This is a genomic window from Bradyrhizobium sp. A11, from assembly GCF_042077125.1.
Lineage (GTDB): Bacteria > Pseudomonadota > Alphaproteobacteria > Rhizobiales > Xanthobacteraceae > Bradyrhizobium > Bradyrhizobium japonicum_B.
In genome coordinates, this window is the sequence record NZ_CP149509.1 from 3,830,618 (window position 1) to 3,850,762 (window position 20,145).

The 20,145-nt window shown below is 66.4% G+C and carries 16 protein-coding genes; 7 read left to right on the forward strand and 9 right to left on the reverse strand.

Features of this window, described 5'->3' with window-relative positions; all coding sequences use genetic code 11:
- Positions 1-6 precede the first annotated feature (6 nt).
- Positions 7-2,244 carry a glycogen debranching protein GlgX gene (glgX, locus tag WI560_RS17865; RefSeq protein WP_375304240.1) on the forward strand — a complete coding sequence of 746 codons (2,238 nt, stop codon included), beginning with the start codon at positions 7-9 and terminating at the stop codon, positions 2,242-2,244.
- 195 nt (positions 2,245-2,439) lie between these two features.
- Positions 2,440-3,165: a sulfite exporter TauE/SafE family protein gene (locus WI560_RS17870; RefSeq protein WP_375304241.1), complete on the forward strand. Its 726-nt coding sequence runs from the start codon at positions 2,440-2,442 to the stop codon at positions 3,163-3,165.
- Positions 3,166-3,175: 10 nt separating this feature from the next.
- Here the strand turns inward: WI560_RS17870 and WI560_RS17875 are convergent, their stop codons facing one another.
- Together WI560_RS17875 and WI560_RS17880 are read right to left on the reverse strand one after the other, a co-directional pair.
- Positions 3,176-5,227 (reverse strand): putative bifunctional diguanylate cyclase/phosphodiesterase, encoded by a 2,052-nt coding sequence (locus WI560_RS17875; protein ID WP_375304242.1) that lies wholly within the window; start codon positions 5,225-5,227, stop codon positions 3,176-3,178.
- A 17-nt stretch (positions 5,228-5,244) separates the two neighbouring features.
- Positions 5,245-6,393 (reverse strand): ABC transporter substrate-binding protein, encoded by a 1,149-nt coding sequence (locus tag WI560_RS17880; protein ID WP_375304243.1) that lies wholly within the window; start codon positions 6,391-6,393, stop codon positions 5,245-5,247.
- Between the two features lie 193 nt (positions 6,394-6,586).
- Between WI560_RS17880 and radA the strand changes: the two genes are divergently transcribed.
- The 5 genes from radA (at position 6,587) to WI560_RS17905 (ending at position 12,757) form a co-directional block, all read left to right on the forward strand.
- Positions 6,587-8,032 carry a DNA repair protein RadA gene (gene radA / locus WI560_RS17885; RefSeq protein ID WP_257194305.1) on the forward strand — a complete coding sequence of 482 codons (1,446 nt, stop codon included), beginning with the start codon at positions 6,587-6,589 and terminating at the stop codon, positions 8,030-8,032.
- Between the two features lie 167 nt (positions 8,033-8,199).
- Positions 8,200-8,829, forward strand: coding sequence for a CvpA family protein (locus tag WI560_RS17890; protein ID WP_028136867.1), 630 nt, complete (start codon positions 8,200-8,202; stop codon positions 8,827-8,829).
- Positions 8,830-8,856: 27 nt separating this feature from the next.
- A complete protein-coding gene (gene purF, locus WI560_RS17895; protein WP_028136868.1) occupies positions 8,857-10,380 on the forward strand; it encodes an amidophosphoribosyltransferase in 1,524 nt (507 codons plus the stop codon).
- Between the two features lie 140 nt (positions 10,381-10,520).
- On the forward strand, positions 10,521-11,261 hold the full coding sequence (locus WI560_RS17900; protein ID WP_375304244.1) for an SDR family NAD(P)-dependent oxidoreductase: 741 nt from the start codon (positions 10,521-10,523) through the stop codon (positions 11,259-11,261).
- A gap of 269 nt (positions 11,262-11,530) precedes the next feature.
- On the forward strand, positions 11,531-12,757 hold the full coding sequence (locus WI560_RS17905) for an ABC transporter substrate-binding protein (protein ID WP_375304245.1): 1,227 nt from the start codon (positions 11,531-11,533) through the stop codon (positions 12,755-12,757).
- A gap of 162 nt (positions 12,758-12,919) precedes the next feature.
- Here WI560_RS17905 and WI560_RS17910 read toward each other — a convergent pair whose 3' ends face one another.
- From WI560_RS17910 to WI560_RS17940, 7 genes are all read right to left on the reverse strand, one after another.
- Positions 12,920-14,176, reverse strand: a complete 1,257-nt coding sequence (locus WI560_RS17910) for a TCR/Tet family MFS transporter (RefSeq protein WP_375304246.1) — start codon at positions 14,174-14,176, stop codon at positions 12,920-12,922.
- The gene (der, locus tag WI560_RS17915; protein ID WP_375304247.1) at positions 14,173-15,555 is read right to left on the reverse strand and encodes a ribosome biogenesis GTPase Der; all 1,383 of its coding nucleotides are present in this window, start codon (positions 15,553-15,555) and stop codon (positions 14,173-14,175) included. Before der ends, WI560_RS17910 begins: the two co-directional genes overlap by 4 nt.
- A 48-nt stretch (positions 15,556-15,603) precedes the next feature.
- Entirely contained in the window at positions 15,604-16,152 is a 549-nt protein-coding gene (locus tag WI560_RS17920) for a hypothetical protein (protein WP_375304248.1), read from the reverse strand.
- A 58-nt stretch (positions 16,153-16,210) separates the two neighbouring features.
- The gene (locus WI560_RS17925; RefSeq protein WP_028136874.1) at positions 16,211-16,864 is read right to left on the reverse strand and encodes a tetratricopeptide repeat protein; all 654 of its coding nucleotides are present in this window, start codon (positions 16,862-16,864) and stop codon (positions 16,211-16,213) included.
- 168 nt (positions 16,865-17,032) lie between these two features.
- Entirely contained in the window at positions 17,033-18,625 is a 1,593-nt protein-coding gene (locus tag WI560_RS17930) for a class I adenylate-forming enzyme family protein (RefSeq protein WP_375304249.1), read from the reverse strand.
- 76 nt (positions 18,626-18,701) lie between these two features.
- Complete coding sequence (locus tag WI560_RS17935; RefSeq protein ID WP_375304250.1) at positions 18,702-19,286, reverse strand: NnrU family protein; 585 nt, start codon at positions 19,284-19,286, stop codon at positions 18,702-18,704.
- Positions 19,287-19,509: 223 nt separating this feature from the next.
- Positions 19,510-20,085, reverse strand: a complete 576-nt coding sequence (locus WI560_RS17940) for a hypothetical protein (protein ID WP_375304251.1) — start codon at positions 20,083-20,085, stop codon at positions 19,510-19,512.
- Positions 20,086-20,145 lie beyond the last annotated feature (60 nt).

Genomic DNA, 20,145 nt, shown 5'->3' on the forward strand with positions numbered 1-20,145 from the left:
GCAGACATGGACCAAAAAACGCAATCAGACGACGCCCTGACGCGGGCGGCGTCGAGCCTGCGCCGATCGCGGGTCACCGAGGGCAAACCGTTTCCGCTCGGCGCCACCTGGGACGGCCTCGGCGTCAACTTCGCGCTGTTCTCGGCCCATGCCACCAAGGTCGAGCTCTGCCTGTTCGACGACGACGGTGAAACCGAGCTGGAGCGGGTCGAGCTTCCCGAATACACCGACGAAGTCTGGCACGGTTATCTGCCCTCGGCCCGTCCCGGCACCGTGTACGGCTATCGCGTCCACGGGCCGTACGAGCCTGATGCGGGCCACCGCTTCAATCCCAACAAGCTCCTGCTCGATCCCTACGCCAAGCAGCTGATCGGACAATTGCGCTGGGGACCCGAGCTATTCGGCTACCGGCTCGATCACGCCGACAAGGACCTCTCGTTCGACGAGCGCGACAGCGCACCGTTGATGCAGAAGTGCCGCGTCATCGACCCCGCCTTCACCTGGGGCGCGGCGCGCAAGCCCGAAGTGCCCTGGGAGCGGACGATCGTCTACGAGATGCACGTCAAGGGCTTCACGCAGCGGCATCCGCTGGTGCCCGAAGCAGACCGCGGCACGTTCTCGGGACTCGCGCATTGGGAGATCCCCGCCTATCTGCGCTCGCTCGGCATCACCAGCGCGGAGTTGCTGCCGATCCACGCCTTCGTCGACGACAGCTACCTGGTCGACAAGGGCCTGCGCAATTACTGGGGCTACAATTCCATCGCCTTCTTCGCGCCGGAACCGCGTTATCTGAAGACGCCGTTCGCGAACGAGTTCAAGGAAATGGTCAACCAGTTCCACGCCCATGGCATCGAGATCATCCTGGACGTCGTCTACAATCACACCGCGGAAGGCAACGAGCTCGGTCCGACGCTGTCGTTCAAGGGCATCGACAATGCCAGCTATTACCGCCTGCTGCCGGACCAGAAGCGCTACTACATCAACGATACCGGCACCGGCAACACGGTGAATCTATCGCATCCGCGCGTGCTTCAGCTGGTTGCGGATTCCTTGCGCTATTGGGCAAATGAGATGCGGGTCGACGGCTTCCGCTTCGACCTCGCCACCATTCTGGCGCGCGAGCCCTATGGCTTCGACGAAGGCGGCGGCTTCCTCGACGCCTGCCGCCAGGATCCGGTGCTCTCCAGCGTCAAGCTGATCGCGGAGCCATGGGACATCGGCCCGGGCGGTTATCAGGTCGGCCAGTTCCCGCCGGGATGGGCCGAGTGGAACGACAAGTTCAGGGACACCGTGCGCGCCTTCTGGAAGGGCGACGAGGGATCGATCGCGGACTTCGCCAAGCGCGTGTCGGGATCCGGCGATCTCTTCAACAAGCGCGGCCGCCGGCCCTGGGCCAGCGTCAACTTCGTCACGGCCCATGACGGCTTCAACCTCAACGATCTCGTCTCGTACAACGACAAGCACAACGAGGCGAATGGCGAGGACAATCGCGACGGTCACAGCAACAACCATTCCTGGAATTGCGGCGCCGAGGGGCCGACCGACGATGCCGAGATCATCGCGCTGCGCGAACGCCAGAAGCGGAATCTGCTTGCGACCATGCTGCTGTCCCACGGCACGCCGATGCTGCTGGCGGGTGACGAATTCGGGCACACTCAGAACGGCAACAACAATGCCTATGCCCAGGACAACGAGACCTCCTGGCTCGACTGGATGGGCATCACGGCAAACGGCCGCAGCCTGCGTGAATTCGCCCGCAAGCTGATCGCGACGCGCAAGGCCTTCCCGATCCTCTATCGCAGCCGGTTCCTGGTCGGCTCCCACAATGAAGAGCTCGACGTCAAGGACGTGACCTGGCTGTCGCCCTCCGGCGACGAGATGACCAGCGAGCAATGGGAGGACGGCAACGCCAAGTGCTTCGGCATGCTGCTCGATGGACGCGCCCAGGAGACCGGCGTCAAGCGCCGCGGCTCGGACGCGACCATGCTTCTGGTCTACAACGCTCACTACGACGTCGTGAACTTCACACTTCCGCCGGTCACCGACGGAAGCCGCTGGCTGGGGTTGATCGACACCAATCAGCCCGAGGCCCAGATGCCCGCGTTCGAGTTCGGCCACGCTTACGCCGTGACGGGACGATCGCTCGTCGTCTTCGGCCTCGCCACCGAGAGCGCGGCAACGCGGCGCCTGCGGCAAGGTCTCGGAGCCCTGCTCGACGTCGTGGAAGCGCCGCTGCCCGGCTAAAGCATGATCCGGAAAAGTGCGCAGCGGTCTTCCGAAAAGATCATGCTTAAACAACAACCTGAAGCGCGATGACGATCCATCCTGATCGCATCGCGCTTTAGGGTTCCGTCTTCGCCGGAAGCACACCAAGCCGCGCCCGGCATCGCCCCTGCCGGCCCGTCCGGCTAGACTGCTCCGATTCCCGGAGCGCTCCCTTTGGCCTTTCTCTTCGTCCTCGCCGTCGGGCTCGTCGCCGGCACCATCTCAGGCATCGTCGGCACCGGCTCGTCGATCATGCTGATGCCGGTGCTGGTCTATGCCTATGGGCCGAAGGAGGCCGTACCGATCATGGCGGTGGCGTCCGTGATGGCGAACTTCTCGCGCATCCTGGCCTGGTGGCGCGAGGTCGATTGGCGGGCCTGCGCGGCCTATTCGGTCACGGGCATTCCGGCCGCGGCGCTCGGCGCGCGGACGCTGCTGGCGCTGCCATCGCATGCCGTCGATCTCGCCATCGGCGTGTTCCTGATCGCGATGGTGCCGGTGCGGCACTTTCTGGCGCGGCACGATTTGAAGGCCAATCTCTGGCATCTGGCGATCGGCGGCGCGATCATCGGCTATCTCACCGGCATCGTGGTCTCGACCGGCCCGCTCAGCGTGCCGCTGTTCCTGTTCTATGGCCTCTCGAAGGGCGCCTTCCTCGCCACCGAAGCCGCCGCCTCGCTCGGCCTCTATTTCGCGAAATCCGTGACCTTCGAACGTTTCGGCGCGCTGACCGGCGAGGTCTTCATGAAGGGCCTGATCGCGGGGGCCTCGCTGATGTCGGGCGCCTTCCTCGCCAAGCGCTTCGTGCTGCACTTGAAGCCGGACATGTTCCGCCTGCTGATGGACGCGATCATGATCGCGGCCGGGCTCTCCATGCTGTGGAACGCGACGCAGACCTAACCAGCTGCGCTCAGGCGGCGAATTCGGGCGCGATCGAGGGGCTGCCGGCGAGGACGCGGCTCTCGACCGCCGGCTGCGTCTGGAGCCATCGCAGCACGGCGTCGAGCGGCTGCGGCCGCTGATAGAAATAACCCTGCCCGAACCTCACCCCCATCTCGCGCATGGCCGCGGCCTGCTCGGCGTGCTCGATGCCCTCGGCGACCAGCGTGAGCCCCAGGGTGCCGGCCAGCGATGCGATCACGCCGACGATGGCCTTGTCTTCGGCGCTATCTGGAATCTCGCTGATGAAGGCCTTGTCGATCTTGACCTTGTCGAGCGGGAAGCGCCTGAGATGCGCGAGCGAGCTGTAGCCGGTGCCGAAATCGTCGAGCGCGATGGTGGCACCCAAGCGGCGCAGCCGATGCAGCGTTTCGGCGGCGCTGGCGATGTTGTTGATCAGCGAGCCCTCGGTGATCTCGAGCTCCAGCAGCGAGGCCTCAACATCGAAGCGTGCGCAGGTCGCGCGCAGCGCGGTGGCGAGCGAATGGTCGGCGAGCTCGGACGGCGGCAGATTGATCGCGATCCGGATCTGGGGCCGGCCGGCGGCGGCCAGGCGTTGCAGCGTCCAGCAGGCATCGGTCAGCACGTAGCGGGTCAGCCGCCCATTGTTGCCGCTGCGCTCGATCAGCGGCAGGAATTCGGCCGGACCGATCACGCCATGGTCGGGATGACGCCAGCGGATCAGGGCTTCCAGGCCGACGACGTCATGGCTTTCGAGGTCGACTTGGCTCTGGTACCAGACCTCGAACTGTCCCTCGGCAAAGCCGGCGGGAATGGCGAGCTCGAGATCCCTGCGGCGGCGGTAGTCGCGCTGAAGCGCTTCATCCAGCACGGCGACCGTGCCCGGCGCCTTGCCCTTGGCATGATAGAGCGCGATGTCGGCCAGCGTCGGCAGATGCGACAGCTCCGGATCGTCGGCGCGGCGCACGGCGAGGCCGATGCTGGCGCGCGGCACCACCTGCTTGTCGTGGAGCCGGATCGGCTCGGAAATGGCGGCCAGCACCTGCTGTGCGAATGCGTGCGCCGATGCCTCGTCGCTCACCTCGGGGCGGATGACGACGAATTCGTCGCCGCCGAGCCGGGCGACCCAATCCTCCGCTTCGACCGCGCTCCGAAGACGCTCGGAAATCTGAACCAGGAGCCTGTCGCCGGCCTCATGGCCGAAAGTGTCGTTGATGCCCTTGAAGTCGTCGAGATCGATGAAGCAGAACGCGACCAGCGCGTCCGCCCTGCCGGGATGGCGGCTCGCGACCGCCAGGCGCTCGGTCAGGGAGCGCCGGTTGGGCAGCCCGGTGAGCGGATCGTGCGCGGCCATGTGTCCAAGCCGGTCGAGCGCGCCTGACGTCGTATGTTGCATGGCGTTGAAGGCGCGCGCGAGCTGGCCGAATTCGTTCGAGGATGTGACGTCCGCCGGATAGGCCCGGCCATCCTGCTTGCTGCGCTGGATCGCCGACATCATGGCGGCGAGCGGCCTGCCGATGAAGATGTTGGCGGAGATCCGCATGGCGATCAGCGTCGCAAAGGTCGCGAGCAAGCCTACGATAAGCAGCAGCACCAGCCGGCTGCCGGCGTCCGCGTAGAGCGCCGCATTGGAATAGGCGATCGCGATGCGGCCGGCCTCGGCGGCCATGTTGCCGTTGCTGTAATGGATCGGACGCGAGACCTCCGCGACCGCCTGGCGTTCGGGGCGCGCCGCCACGCGGGCAATCGCCGCGCCCGTATCGTCATAGACGGCCGCCGCCGCGATGGTCTCGTCGAGCATGATCTCGTTGAGCACGCCCGTGACCTGATCGTAGCGCATCTTCCAGAGCGGCTCGGCGATGAGCTCGGCCCGGCTCTCGGCGAGGCGGGCCATGCGGGCGTCGAGCTGCCTGACCTGCGACCAGAAGCTCGAAACCTCGACGCCGGCGGAGGCGAGCAATTGCACCAGCAGCAGGACGGGCACCGTGGCCCAGATCATGGCGCGAACGACCGAGCGCAAGCGCGGCGGTGCGGCCTGGTCGTTGCGTTCGGGACCGGTCATCGCCTCATCCTTGCGCATCAGTCGGCGGCGCCTTCGGGAAGCGGCAGGGACGAAATCAGTGCATCGAGTGAGAAGTCGTAATGACCGCATCGTCCCGGCTTCGCCCGGAGGCGCGCGAAGTCGATCCGGTCGAACGCACGTGTCTTGATGAGGTCACCGACCGAGCCGAGATTTTGCCGGGTGATCGCCGACGTCTTGACCTCGACCCGGGGCGAGACGCCTGCGAAATCGCAGCCGTCGGCATAATCGCGCAGCAGGACGATCGACCAGCCGCCGAGCAGGAAATGCCCGCCGTCGCTCAGCAGCAGGCGGCCTGCCCTGATCTCCCGCAGCGCATCCTCCGACCAGTTGAGGCCGACCAGCTGGATGTCGCGGCCGGGCACGAGGCCGGCGGCGACCACCGCGCGCAGCGCGCCGAGCGCCATCGGATCGTTTCCGGCCCAGATGCCGGCGGGGCGGATGTCCTTGCGCGCGGCCCAGCCCAGATAATTCGCGGTGACCCGCTCGGCCTCCGACTGCGTCCAGTTGGCGAACAGCAGCCGGTCCACCACGACGTCGGGCGCGGCATCCACCGCCAGCTTGAGACCTGTGTTGCGCGCGATCGAGGCGGGCGTGATCTCGTCGCCGCCGATGCCGAGAATATGGATCTTGCCGTCCGCGCTCTGCCATTTCTCAGCACGCGCCGCCGCGATCAGGGCGTTGGCCATCCGCGCGCCTGCGGTCTGGAGATCGGTCGTGATGTCGCCGAGCCAGGTCTTGAGCTTCTGCCGCGGCGGCCCAAGGCGCGCCGCATCCTCGCCGATCAGCGTGTTCGAGAGCAGCAGCGTCTTGACGCCGGCAGCCTCGGCCGCCTCCAGGATCGGAACGGCGGCGGATTCCTCGTTCGACAGGATGAGGAAATCGGGCTTGTCGCGACGTGCCAGCACGCCGAGTCCGAGCTCCTGCATGGTGCGATAATTGCGTTCGCTGGTCAGCACCTCGACATGGGCGTCGAGCTTGCGCCCCGCAGCCTGCATGCTCTGCCCAACCATGTCCCAGAACACCTCGCCGGACTTGCCGGGATTGACGAAGACGATCTCGAGCTGCTTGGCAAGGCTGGGGCTGGCGGGCGCGACAACGCCGCAGGCCATGCCCGCAGCGAGCATTATTCGCAGGAATCTCGTCATGTCTCGTCGCCGCCCCCCGATGGTTCCGAAGTTGGACCCGCGTCCGCTAACACTTCGCAAAATCCACCCGGTCACAGCGGTACAGGGCTAATGAAAGTATAACTGGCGTACCGGGCCGAGATCATCGAAGCGCCGGCGATCACCCCGCCATTCCGTGCTATCAGCAAGCCGAAACCTCGACTCAACCGGTCCCATGGCCAAGAACACACTCTCCTTCGTCTGCCAGAACTGCGGCGCGGCCTATAACCGCTGGCAGGGCAAGTGCGAGTCCTGCGGCGAATGGAATACGCTCGCCGAGGAGGACACCAGCGGCAGCGTGCCGGTCTCGATCCGCTCCAGGCGCAAGGGGCGGACGTTCGCGCTGGAGAGCCTTTCCGGCAAGAGCCCGGATGCGCCGCGCCTGTCCTCAGGCATGGCCGAGCTCGACCGCGTCACCGGCGGCGGCTTCGTCCGCGGCTCGGTGCTGCTCGTCGGCGGCGATCCCGGCATCGGCAAATCGACGCTGCTGACGCAGGCGACCAGCCTGTTGGCGCGCGCCGGCCACCGCGTCGTCTACATCTCCGGCGAAGAGGCGGTCGCGCAGGTGCGCCTGCGCGCCGAACGGCTCGGGCTGTCGGACGCGCCGGTGCAGCTCGCGGCCGAGACCTCGGTCGAGGACATCGTCTCGACGCTGTCGGAGGGCGCGGTGCCCCGGCTGATCGTGATCGATTCGATCCAGACCATGTGGACCGATACGGTGGAATCGGCGCCCGGCACCGTGACCCAGGTGCGCGCTTCGGCGCAGGCGCTGATCCGGTTTGCCAAGAAAACCGGCGCCGCCATCATCCTGGTCGGCCACGTCACCAAGGACGGCCAGATCGCCGGTCCCCGCGTGGTCGAGCACATGGTCGATGCCGTGATGTCGTTCGAGGGCGAAGGCTCGCAGCAATTCCGTATCCTGCGCGCGGTGAAAAACCGCTTCGGCCCGACCGACGAGATCGGCGTGTTCGAGATGACGGGCCTCGGCCTGCGCGAGGTCACCAACCCCTCGGAGCTGTTCCTGTCCGAGCGCGATCTCGGCACGCCCGGCACCGCAGTCTTCGCGGGTATCGAGGGCACGCGGCCCGTTCTGGTGGAATTGCAGGCGCTGGTGGCGCCGACCTCGCTCGGCACGCCCAGGCGCGCGGTGGTCGGCTGGGATCCGAGCCGGCTCTCGATGGTGCTGGCGGTGCTGGAGGCGCATTGCGGGGTCAAGCTGTCCGGCCACGACGTCTACCTGAACGTCGCCGGCGGCCTGCGCATCCACGAGCCTGCAGCGGACCTTGCCGCGGCGGCGGCGCTGGTGTCGTCCCTGGTTAACGCGCAATTGCCGAGCGATGCGGTCTATTTCGGCGAGATCTCGCTGTCCGGCGTGGTGCGCCCGGTGGCGCAGACCCCGGCCCGGCTGAAGGAAGCCGCCAAACTCGGCTTTCAGCGCGCCGTGCTGCCCGAATCGGCACGCGGCGAAAGCGGCGGCGATGCCGGATTGTCGCTGAACGCGATCAACAGCCTGACGACTTTGGTGGCCGAGATCGCGGCTCGCGGCTCCCGCCGCGGCGAATCGAGCGCGCCGGCCGAGAAAAATGCCACACCGGCAAGATTCCGCCGCGGAGAGGGCTAGGCGGAGGTGACGCCGAAGGCCTCCGCCGCTATACAGCCGTCACAAAAGCAGCATGGGATTGCGTGGTTGCGGCCTTGCCGGGAACGCCGTCTGCCCCTCTTTTAAGGCAGCGGCCAAGCACCGATTCGCCAGAGCACCTTTGAAGTACGAGCGGACCAGACCAGCCGATGCCAGTAACCATCCTCGACCTGATCCTGCTCGGTGTGATGCTGATTTCGGGCCTGCTCGCCATGGTCCGCGGTTTCATGCGCGAAATCCTGTCGATCGCGGCCTGGGGTGCGGCGGCGATCGTGACGCTCTACTCGTTCTCGAAGCTGCTGCCGACCGCCAAGACCTATTTCAACAACGACACGGTCGCGAGCGTGGTCGTGGTCGCGGGCGTGTTCATCGGCACCCTCGTCGTGGTCTCCGTGATCACGGTGCGGATCTCCGACATGATCCTGGATTCGCGCATCGGCGCGCTGGACCGCACCCTCGGCTTCCTGTTTGGCCTCGCTCGCGGGCTTTTGATCGTCGTGGTCGCGTTCCTGTTCTTCACCTGGCTGGTGCCGGACAAGCAGCGCCCGGACTGGGTCACGGGCGCCAAGTCCCGCGTGGTGCTGCAGGGAACCGGCGATTGGCTGATGGCCCTCTTGCCTGACGACCCCGAGAACACCATCTTGAAGAGATTCAAGAAAAACAAACCAGATGATGATCAAGCTGATTCCGAGCAGCAGCCTTCGGGCAGTGGCGACGGATACAGTAAACCTGCTCGTGACAGTTTGAAGAAACTGATCGAGAAACCTGCGGCGCGTTGATTGCCCTTAAAGAGAGGCGCGGACGAGATGCGACACCCTGACCAGGACGCCCAATTCGATCTCGATCCACACGCCGGCCCCGGGCCGGCCGCGCTCGAGGTTCAGGACGATCTGGAGGGGGACACGCTGCGCGAGGAATGCGGCGTCTTCGGCATCTACGGTCACCCCGACGCCGCCGCCATCACCGCGCTCGGCCTGCATGCGCTTCAGCACCGCGGCCAGGAGGCCGCCGGCATCGTCTCCTACGACGGCGGCCGTTTTCACAGTGAGCGCCGGCTCGGCCTCGTCGGCGACACCTTCTCCCGCCGCGAGGTGATCGACCGCCTGCCCGGCAACATGGCGGTCGGCCATGTCCGCTATTCCACCACCGGCGCCACCATCCTGCGCAACGTGCAGCCGCTGTTTGCCGAGCTCAATGCCGGCGGCCTCGCCGTCGCCCACAACGGCAACCTCACCAACGGCCTGACGCTGCGCCGCGAGCTCGTCCGAAGCGGCGCCATGATGCAGTCGACCACCGACACCGAGGTGATCCTGCACCTGGTCGCGCGCTCCCGCCGCAGCCGCTTCATCGAGCGCTACATCGACGCGCTGCGCGAGATCGAGGGCGCCTATGCGCTGGTCTCGCTGACCAACAAGAAGCTGGTCGGCGCGCGCGATCCGCGCGGCATCCGCCCGCTGGTGCTCGGCGAGCTCGACGGCTGCCCGATCCTGACCTCGGAGACCTGCGCGCTCGACATCATCGGCGCGCGCTTCATTCGCGATATCGAGCCGGGCGAGGTCATCGTGTTCGACGAGAACGGCCAGGACATCCACAAGCCGTTCCCGCCGATGGCGCCGCGCCCCTGCATCTTCGAGTACATCTATTTCTCCCGGCCGGATTCCATCGTGCACGGCCGCTCGGTCTACGAGGTCCGCAAGGCCTTCGGAGCCCAGCTCGCGCGCGAGAGCCACGTGCCGATCGACGTCGTCGTGCCGGTGCCGGATTCCGGGGTGCCCGCCGCGGTCGGCTACAGCCAGCATTCCGGCGTGCCGTTCGAGCTCGGCATCATCCGCAACCATTATGTCGGCCGCACCTTCATCCAGCCGACCCAGGCGATCCGCGAATCCGGCGTGCGCATGAAGCACTCGGCCAACCGTGCCGCGATCGAGGGCAAGCGCATCATCCTGATCGACGACTCCTTGGTGCGCGGCACCACCTCGAAGAAGATCGTGCGCATGATGCGCGATGCCGGCGCCAAGGAAGTGCATTTCCGCCTCGCTTCGCCGCCGATCCTGTATCCCGATTATTACGGCATCGACCTGCCCGACCGCGGCGGCCTTCTGGCGGCGACGCATTCGCTGGAGGAGATGCGCGAGATCATCGGCGCCGACTCGCTCGCCTTCCTGTCGATCGACGGCATGTACCGCGCCATGGGCGAGCCCGGCCGCGATCCCGCCAATCCGAAATTCTCGGATCATTGCTTTACCGGGGCGTATCCGACTCACCTCACCGACCAGACCCAGACCGAGCAGCAGCCGCGGCAGCTGTCGCTGCTGGCGGAGGCGAGCTGACGAAGGGGCGTTCGCGCGAGCCCGTCAGAGGCTGTCTTTTCGTCATGGCCGGGCTTGTCCCGGCCATCCACGTCTGTAATACCCGCCGCAAAGAACGTGGATGCCCGGGACGAGCCCGAGCATGACGGAAGTATTCGACGATGACAAAACCCCTCGCTGACCGCATCGCTCTCGTCACCGGCGCCTCGCGCGGCATCGGCTATGCCACGGCCCTCGCTTTGGCCAAGGCCGGCGCGCATATCGTCGCCACCGCGCGCACGCAAGGCGGGCTGGAAGAGCTCGACGACGAGATCCGCAAGCTCGGCGGCAGCGCCACCCTGGTGCCGCTCAACCTCACCGATTTCGACGGCATCGCCCGGCTCGGCGCCGGCCTGCACGAGCGCTACGGCAAGCTCGACATCCTCGTCGGCAATGCCGGCGTGCTCGGCCCCTCCTCGCCGATCGGCCATATCGAGCTGAAGAGCTTCACCGACGTGATGGCCGTCAACGTCTCCGCCAACTTCCAGCTAATCCGCTGCATGGAGCCGCTGCTGAGGCAGTCCGACGCCGGCCGCGCCGTGTTCATCACCTCGGGCGCCGCCAACAAGGCGACCGCCTATGTCAGCCCCTACGCCGCCTCCAAGGCCGCGCTGGAAACATTGGCGCGCGCCTGGGCACAGGAGACCGCGAACACCAAGCTGCGCGTCAACCTGTTCAACCCCGGCCCGGTCCGCACCCGCATGCGCGCAACCCTAATGCCGGGCGAGGATCCCGCGACGCTCGACACCCCCGAGCAGGTCGCCGAATTCATCGTGCCGATGTGCGCGCCCGACTGGACCGAGACCGGCAAGTTCTACGACTACAAGACCCGCACGCTGATGAGCTTCCGCGCGCCGGCCTGATTGACGCCATGGCGGTCGACGCCAAGGGTAACGTCTATACCGCCGAGGTCGACACCGGAACGCGCATCCGGAAATTCAGGCTGACATCGGACACGCTGAAATAGCGTCTCAACGCATTTTGCCCAAAAGTTAACCGAGTGATGACGCTACGACGCAGCGTCATCCGGCTTTAGGTGCATTGCCGCCGGGCTTCGGACACGCTAGAGCCATCAGAAGGACCAAGACTCCGCAAGAGAGCGTCCGCATATTTGACAATGGAGGAAACTTTTATGACGACGACGTTCGCCCGCCGCTCCGCGGCCCTGCTGGCCTGTGCCGCCTTCGGTTTTGCCACATCCGCCTACGCGCAGGACAAGACCGTCAAGATCGGCGTGCTCAACGACATGTCGAGCCTCTATGCCGACATCGGCGGCCCGAACTCCGTGGTCGCGATCAAGATGGCGGTCGAGGATTCCGGTCTGCTCGCGAAGGGCTGGAAGATCGACGTCATCAGCGGCGACCATCAGAACAAGCCCGACGTCGGCGTCAACATCGCCCGGCAGTGGATCGACAACGAGAAGGTCGACGCCATCGCGGACACGCCGAACTCCGGCGTTGCTCTGGCAGTCAGCAACCTCGTCAAGGAAAAGAATGCGGTGCTGCTGAACTCCGGCGCCGCCTCCGCCGACCTGACCGGCAAGGCGTGCACGCCGAACACGATCTCCTACACCTACGACACCTACATGCTGGCCAACGGCACCGGCAAGGCGCTGACCAAGGCCGGCGGCGACAGCTGGTTCTTCCTGACCGCGGACTATGCCTTCGGTCACGCGCTCGAGCGTGACACCACCGCGGTCGTAACCGCGAACGGCGGCAAGGTGCTCGGCAGCGTCAAGCATCCGATCAACACCGCGGACTTCTCGTCCTTCCTGCTGCAGGCACAATCGTCCAAGGCCAAGGTCGTGGGCCTTGCCAATGCCGGCGGCGACACCACGAACTCGATCAAGCAGGCGGCCGAATTCGGCATCGTCTCCGCCGGCCAGAAGCTCGCCGCGCTGCTGCTGTTCATCAACGACGTGCACTCGCTCGGCCTGAAGACCGCGCAGGGTCTGACCTTCACCGAATCGTTCTACTGGGACCTGAACGACAAGACCCGCGAATGGTCCAAGCGCTTCTCGAAGCTCGCCAGCAAGAACGCGATGCCGTCGATGACGCAGGCCGGCAATTACGCGATGGTCCTGCACTATCTCAAGGCGATGGAAGCGCTCGGCAGCAATCCGCATGACGGCGCCAAGGTCGTCGCCAAGATGAAGGAGCTGCCGACCGACGATCCGCTGTTCGGCAACGGCCCGCTGCGCCAGGACGGCCGCCGGCTCATCCCGGCCTATCTGTTCGAGGTGAAGAAGCCAGAGGAGTCGAAGGGACCGTGGGACTATTACAAGCAGATCGCCACGATCTCGGCGGAAGACGCGGCGAAGCCGCTCAAGGACAGCGACTGCCCGCTGCTGAAGAAGTGAGCGCGTAGCGGCTCCGCACAGCCTCAACGACGTCATGCCCGGGCTTGTCCCGGGCATCTACGTTTCAGGCCAGTGGTAGGGTGGGCAAAGCGCAAGCGTGCCCACCACCTGTCTCGATCATGAAAAGATCGTGGGCACGGCGCTTGCGCGCCTTTGCCCACCCTACGAGACCGTCTTCGTCGCACCCAGCGTCCGCACGGCGATGGCCGCGCACGCCACCATCAGCACCGCTGCGAGCAGGAATGGCGCGCCGGGCAGATGCAGCGGCGCGCTGCTGCCGATGAAATAGGAGAAGGTCAGCGTGAACAGGAACGGACCGACGAGCTGCGAGACGCTCTGCACGCTCGCGGTCGCACCCTGCAGCTGGCCCTGCTGATCGGGCGACACGAGCCGCGTCATCAGGGCTTGCGACGCGGCGCCGGAGATCCCCCACAGCGCCAGAATGGGAATGCCGATCCAGGACAGCGGCCCGGTCGGCGCCGCGCCCAGGACCGCGAAGCCGAGCGCGCCGCAGCACAGGCCGAGCAGCAGCGCGTTCCGCTCGCCCAGCACGCGCACGATGGGGCCGATCGCGAGCCCCTGCACCACCATGGCGCAGATGCCGACCATCGCCAGCGTCAATCCCACGGTCTTGGAATCCCAGCCGTAGCGGTAGGTCGCATAGAGCACGAAGGTCGACGGCAGCACGACATGCGCGACCTGCGCGATGAAGTTCACGACCGACAAGGCGGCCAGCACCGCGTTGGATCGCAACAGACGCAGTGCCCCGACCGGACTGGCACTCCTCCAGCGGAACGGCGCGCGCTTGTCGGGCGCCAGCGATTCTGGCAGGACGAACAGCCCATAGAGCGCATTGGCGAAGCTCAGGGCTGCCGAAGCCCAGAACGGCAGGCGCGGATCGATGTCGCCAAGCAGGCCGCCGAGCGCCGGCCCCAAGATGAAGCCGGCCCCGAAGGCAGCGCCGATCCTGCCGAAGACCGCCGCGCGCCGCTCCGGCGGCGTGATGTCGGCGATATAGGCAAAGGCGGTCGAGATGCTCGCCGAGGTAATGCCTGATATCACGCGGCCGATGAACAGCCAGAGCAGAGACGGGGCCAGCGCCATCAGCACGTAGTCGGCGGCCAGGCCGAAATTCGACAGCAGCACCACCGGCCGCCTTCCGAAGCGATCGGAGAGCGCGCCGAGCAGCGGCGAGAACACGAACTGCATCAGAGCCCAGGCGGTGCCGAACAGGCCGAAGATGCGGGCCGCGTGGGCGGTGTCGTTGTCGACGAAGCTCTCGATCAGCTTCGGCAGGATCGGCATGATCACGCCGAGCGCGAGCATGTCGAGCAGGATGGTGACGAAGATGAAAACGACCGCGCCGCCCCTCGCCGGCACAGCGCCTTGCGCCGCCGCCTCTCCGGCGCCGTCACTCACGACGGGCGCTTGCGTTTGTGCGCGAACGGATTGGCCTTCTCGCGCAGGGTGATGCGCACCGGCGTGCCGGGCAGATCGAAGCTCTCGCGCATGGAATTGGTGAGGTAGCGCAGATAGGATTGCGGCACCGCGTCGGCGCGCGAGCAGAACAGCACGAAGCTCGGCGGACGCGCCTTGTTCTGCGTGATGTAGTTCAGCTTCAGCCTGCGGCCGGACACCGCCGGCGGCGGGTTGGCCTGGACCGCCTGCTCGAACCAGCGATTGAGCGCCGAGGTCGGCACGCGCCTGTTCCAGACCGCATAGGCGTCCTGGATCGCCTGCATCAGGCGGTCGATGCCTTCGCCCATCAGGCCCGACACGGCGACAATAGGCACGCCCTTGACTTGCGGCAGCCAGTGGTCGGCATCACGGCGCAAAGTCGAGATGGCGCCGCCGCCCTTGGTCTCCATCAGGTCCCATTTGTTGACGGCGAGCACGATGGCGCGGCCCTCGCGTTCGATCAGATCGGCGATGCGCAGATCCTGCTCCTCGAAGCGGTTCTGCGTGTCCATCATCAGCACGACGACTTCGGCAAAGCGCACCGCGCGCAGTGCATCGGCGACCGAGAGCTTTTCCAGCTTCTCCTCGATGCGCGAACGCCGGCGCAGGCCGGCGGTGTCGAACACGCGAAAATCGCGGCCCTTCCAGTTGATCTCGACCGCGATGGAATCGCGCGTGGTGCCGGCCTCCGGGCTCGTCAGCAGCCGCTCCTCGCCGAGCAGATGGTTGATCAGCGTCGACTTGCCGGCATTGGGCCGGCCGACGATGGCGACGCGGATCGGGCGCGTCGCGGCCTCTTCCTCGGAGAGCGGCGCGTCGTCCTCGATCTCGTCTTCGTCGACGGGCTCCGGCATCAGCTTGGCAAGCGCATCGTAGAGCTCGCCCATGCCCTCGCCGTGCTCGGCCGAGATCTGGATGGGATCGCCAAGGCCGAGCGCGAAGGCTTCCATCGCGCCGGCATCGCCGTGCTTGCCCTCGCTCTTGTTGGCGATCAGCAGCACCGGCTTGTTGGCCTTGCGGGCGAAATCGGCGAAGGCGCGATCGGTTGGCGTGAGGCCGATGCGGGCATCGATGACGAAGAACAGCGCGTCGGCTTGCGCGATCGCGGCCTCGGTCTGCTCCTGCATGCGCGCGGTCAGCGAGCCCTTGGCGCCCTCGTCGAGCCCGGCAGTGTCGATGATGGTGAAGTGGAGATCGCCGAGCCTGGCCTCGCCCTCGCGGCGGTCGCGGGTGACACCCGGCAAATCATCGACGAGCGCGAGCTTCTGTCCGACCAGGCGGTTGAACAGCGTCGATTTGCCGACATTGGGCCGGCCGATGATGGCGATTGTGAAGGACATCGGTCATTCGTGCGCTGCCGGGGCTGCGCGTGTCAATGAAATGAATGATCAGCGCGAGAAGCTGCCGCTCGGCAGCGGCGCCGGGAAAGCGCCCTGCGATTGCTGCTGCGTGGTCTGGGTCGGCTGCGGCTGCTGGACCGGCTGATCCGGCGGCGGCGCGGTGGTGCGCTTGCGGACGATCTTGTGCTTGGGCGGCGGAGCGGCCGTGGGCGGCGCTGCCTCGGGCTGGGCCTCGCCGTCGACCTCGCCGGCAGGCGCCTCGGCCGGCGCGACGGCAGCGGCCGGCTGCCTGGTGTGCTTCGCCTTGGCGCCCTTCCCCGGCTTGGCCGGCTCGGGCGGCGGCTCCGCCGGCAAAGCCGCCACGGCGGGCGCGTTCGGATCGGGCTGCTGCTGCGCGCCCTTGTACAAGTCCTTCGGCACGCCCTGCTCGAGGCCCGGCACACCTTCGGGGAAGACCGGCTTGCGGTCGCCCGGCAGCTTCTTCTTGGTATCGAGGAAGTCGAGCAAGTCGCTTGGATCGAAGCTGGAGCAGCCGCCCAGGACGCCGGTGAAGGCGATCAGGACGGCGGCTGCGATCAAGCGTGGCGTGCGGCGCATCTTGTGTCTCGTCTACGTCAGAGGGCCCGTCTGTCGTCAGCTCTTGTCAGCTCTTGGGTCAGCTTTTGGCGACGGGCGGCAGCAGGGCCTGGAGCGCCTCGGCGCGCGAGCGCAGGCCGGGCGGCGTTTCATTGTCCTCGGCAATCGCGTCGAGCCATTTGCGGGCCGCGGTCATGTCGTTGTTGCGCCAGGCCGACAGCGCCAGCATCTCGCGGGCGCTGTGGCGGAAGGTCGCCTTGGGCGCCGCGGAGGGCTCCAGCCGCTGCAGCATGTCGGCATAGCTGGCGCTGTCGAGCACGAGGCCGGCGGCGCGGATCTTCGCCAGATCCTGCCACTCACCGCCGACGCTGCGGTCGGCAGCAAGATCGTCATACATCTTCGCGGCGGCCTTGGGATCGCGCGCGGCAGCCTCGGCGGCGGCGCGCAGCCGCGCCAGGGTGCGATAACCCGACGGCGCCTTGGCGGCGAGCTCGGTGAAGGCAGCCTCAGCCTCGGCGTGCTTGTCCTGCTCGGACAGCTCCGCCGCCTTCTCGAAGGCGGCACCGGCCTCGGCGGCCTTCTTGGCCTCAAAGTACTTGTAGCCCTGCCAGCCAGCGGCCGCGGCCACGACCAGCACCATCAGGGCGATGAAGTAGATCGAATACTTGTCCCACAGCTTCTTGAACTGTTCGCGACGTACTTCCTCGTCGACTTCGTCAAATAATTCAGACACTTATGCTAATCCCATACCCGTCCGGGTGCGCGCGCCGAAGCGTCCGCGTCAGGAATCCCGTCCCCCGTGTGGCGGCGAGGTACCCTAACGATATGGCGGTGGCAAGGCAAAGCGAGCCCGATCAAGGCGTTAACCACCCGGGAGAGCCCGGATGGGCCCTGGCCCGGCTCAAGCTCCGGGCAGCTCCCGCAGCTGCCGCTTCATGACCTTGCCGTTGGCGTTACGGGGCAACGGGTCGGCCGTGATCGCCATGGTTTCGGGAACCTTGTAGTCGGACAGCCGCTCCGCGCACCAGGCCCGCAAGTCGCTGTCGGCCACCGGCGCCCGCGTCACCACCACGGCATGGACGCGCTCGCCCAGCACCGGGCAGGCTTTGGCGATGATCGCGCTCTCGACCACGGCGGGATGGCCGGCCAGCACGGATTCGACCTCGGCCGAATAGATCTTCAGGCCGCCGCGATTGATCATGTCCTTCTGCCGGTCGAACACGCGGACGAATCCCTCCGCATCGACCGAGCCAAGATCGCCGGAGTGCCAGAATCCACCCGTGAAGCTCTCGGCGGTCGCCTTGGCATTGTTCCAGTAGCCCTTGATGACGGAGGCGCTCTGGATCCAGAGCTCGCCGATCTCGCCACGCGGCAGTTCTCGCCCATCCGGATCCATCGCCACGATGCGCGCGCCGGGGCACGGCAGACCGACGCTATCGATATGGCTCTCGGTCAGCTCGCCCGGCATGATCGTCGAAGGCGACGTCGTCTCGGTCGCGCCATAGCAGTTCATCAGCTTCAGGCCGGGAATCTTCGCCTTGAGCTTCTCGATGGTCGCGACCGGCATCGGCGCGCCGCCAAAACCGCCGATGCGCCAGCTCGACAGATCGTAGCCGTCGAAATCGGGCTGCAGCAGGCAGAGATTATACATCGCCGGCACCATCACCGTGTAGGTGACGCGCTCGCGCGCGGCGAGCTTGAGATAATCGGCGGCCTTGAACTCCGGCATGATGATCAGCGCGCCGCCGCAGCGGATCATGGTGGTGATGTTGGCGACGACGCCGGTGACATGGCCGAGCGGCACCGCCGCGATCGAGCGGTCCGCGCCCGTCAATTGCAGGCAGGACACGAACACCATCGAGGAATGCACGATATTGCAATGCGCCAGCATCGCGCCCTTCGGCTTGCCCGTAGTGCCCGAGGTGTAGAGGATCATCGCGGCGTCCTCTTCGCTCACCTCGACCGGCGCCGGTGCCGGCGCGTTGTCGGCGAGCGCGGCGAAGCGCGATCGGGCCGGATCCTCGTCGATGGCGACGCGATGGATCAGATCGGGCACGTCCTGCGCGTCGGGCAGCCGCTCGGCGAGCGAGGCCTCGTGGATCAGGATCTTCGCGCCGCAATCGCCGAGCACGTAGGCGATTTCGGGCTTCTGCTGGCGCGTGCTCAGCAGCACCGTGACCAGTCCCTCATGCGCGGCGGCAAACAGCAGCAGCGGAAATTCGATGCGGTTGCCGAGCAGAATCGCGACGCGGTCGCCGCGCTGCAAGCCCAGCTTGCGAAAGCCCGCCGCGATCCGTGTCGCCTGCTCCACGGCCTGCCACCAGCTGAGCCGGACATTGCCGGCAATCAATGCCTCGCCATCCGGATTGCGGGCGCAGGCGTCTGCGATCATCGTCCACAGGCTCGCCGGCCGGTCGCAAAACGCCGGCACCACCCGATCGCCGAACCGCGCCTCGAGTCGCATCGGCGGAATCTGAGATTGCGACCAGTCCATCGAACGCCCTCGGCTTGTTGCTTTTGTCACGTTTCCGTGCACGGCTGAAGGGATGGGTCTTGCGCTGAGCGGCTAGCTACACCCCCACGACCGGCACGCCGATCACGACCGGATGGAACGCGAACGCCAGGGCCACATAGGCGACCACGCCGACCCCGACCGCGATCAGATCGTTGGTGACGCCGCCCACCGGTATGGGCGGGCCGCCGGCGTCGGTGCGAGCTTTAAGCGAAATGCGGTCATAGACGGCCCAGCCCAGGAACGAGCCGAACAGGATGATGGAGCCGAGATCGCCATTGGCCAAAAGATGCGCCGCAGCCCACAGCTTGACGCCGGCCAGCATCGGATGCTTCAGCGTCGCATAGATGCGGCCGCGCAAATAAGAGGCGACCACCAGGATCACCGCAGGCAGCATCAGCGCGACCGTGATGTGCTTCATCGCCTTCGGCGGATACCAGACGTCGATCCAGCCCGTCGCGCGATATTGGGCAAAGCCCCAGACGATCAGCGCGAGCCCCGCGAGCGAGACCAGCGTGTAGAGGATCTTGTAGGTGCCCTCGCCCAGCCTTGCGATCGCCTGCGCGCGCGCGTCTCGTTTGGTTGTGAAAACATGGGCCGCAAAGAACAGCACCAGCCCCAGGATCATGACCAGCAGACCCACGACATCCTCCCCGCAAAGCAGCCCCCGCCAATGGCGTATCATCGATTGGCCGCGGGCCGCAACTCTTCCTCCTCATGGTGAGGAGGCGCGTCAGCGCCGTCTCGAACCATGCAGGCCGGGCTGTTGCGACAGCGGGGCCTTTCATCGTTCGAGACGCGCGCGGTGCGCGCTCCCAGCGACAACGGCTTCGCCCGTTGCGCAGGGATGAGGAGATAGAGCGGTGCTACTTCGCGAGCTCGCGATTGTCGACGTAACGGATGGCGATCGGCCGTCCTGCCAGCGCGCCGCCGAGCCCGCCGGTGAATTTCAGCGGCAGGCAGGCTTTCAGCGATGAATTGATGGCGTTGAGATAGGTGGTTCGGGTCTGTGCGGGCACCCCGGGCGTCGCATATGTGAGGCGCGGCGGGCCGATCAGGCCGCCATCCCTGTTGAAGCTGAAACGCACCGACATCTGCATGCCCGCGCGCGCATTGTCCGATGGCGGCGACCAGCAGCTGCGCAACGCGGCGAAGAGGTCGCCGATCGTATCGAGATCGTGATCGGGCTTGTGATATTTGGCGCGGTCCGGCTCCGATGGAACGCTCTGGATGGTGAGCTGGAGATTCTGGCCGTAGGGGTAATCGATCTCGGGGATGCAGGGGCCCGGCTCCAGCGGGCTGCAATAAGACGGCGTGCAGGGCCTGTTGTCGAGCACGCTGCATGGCTGATGCGCAAACGGGATCGGATTGATCTGGCGCGGCCGCGCGTCGGCGGCAGCCGATACCGACAGCAGGAGAAGTACGGGAATGCCGCGCCACATGCAGTCAACTCGCGGGATGACGTGGTGAACGTGGCATTGCCCCCGACAAGGTCAAGCCCG

Excerpts from the sequence above, each read along its gene's own strand:
- glgX (WP_375304240.1), top strand. The coding sequence starts at position 7 with ATGGACCAAAAAACGCAATCAGACGACGCCCTGACGCGGGCGGCGTCG.
- WI560_RS17875 (WP_375304242.1), bottom strand. The coding sequence starts at position 5,227 with ATGACCGGTCCCGAACGCAACGACCAGGCCGCACCGCCGCGCTTGCGC.
- WI560_RS17880 (WP_375304243.1), bottom strand. The coding sequence starts at position 6,393 with ATGACGAGATTCCTGCGAATAATGCTCGCTGCGGGCATGGCCTGCGGC.
- radA (WP_257194305.1), top strand. The coding sequence starts at position 6,587 with ATGGCCAAGAACACACTCTCCTTCGTCTGCCAGAACTGCGGCGCGGCC.
- WI560_RS17890 (WP_028136867.1), top strand. The coding sequence starts at position 8,200 with ATGCCAGTAACCATCCTCGACCTGATCCTGCTCGGTGTGATGCTGATT.
- purF (WP_028136868.1), top strand. The coding sequence starts at position 8,857 with ATGCGACACCCTGACCAGGACGCCCAATTCGATCTCGATCCACACGCC.
- WI560_RS17900 (WP_375304244.1), top strand. The coding sequence starts at position 10,521 with ATGACAAAACCCCTCGCTGACCGCATCGCTCTCGTCACCGGCGCCTCG.
- WI560_RS17905 (WP_375304245.1), top strand. The coding sequence starts at position 11,531 with ATGACGACGACGTTCGCCCGCCGCTCCGCGGCCCTGCTGGCCTGTGCC.
- der (WP_375304247.1), bottom strand. The coding sequence starts at position 15,555 with ATGTCCTTCACAATCGCCATCATCGGCCGGCCCAATGTCGGCAAATCG.
- WI560_RS17920 (WP_375304248.1), bottom strand. The coding sequence starts at position 16,152 with ATGCGCCGCACGCCACGCTTGATCGCAGCCGCCGTCCTGATCGCCTTC.
- WI560_RS17930 (WP_375304249.1), bottom strand. The coding sequence starts at position 18,625 with ATGGACTGGTCGCAATCTCAGATTCCGCCGATGCGACTCGAGGCGCGG.
- WI560_RS17940 (WP_375304251.1), bottom strand. The coding sequence starts at position 20,085 with ATGTGGCGCGGCATTCCCGTACTTCTCCTGCTGTCGGTATCGGCTGCC.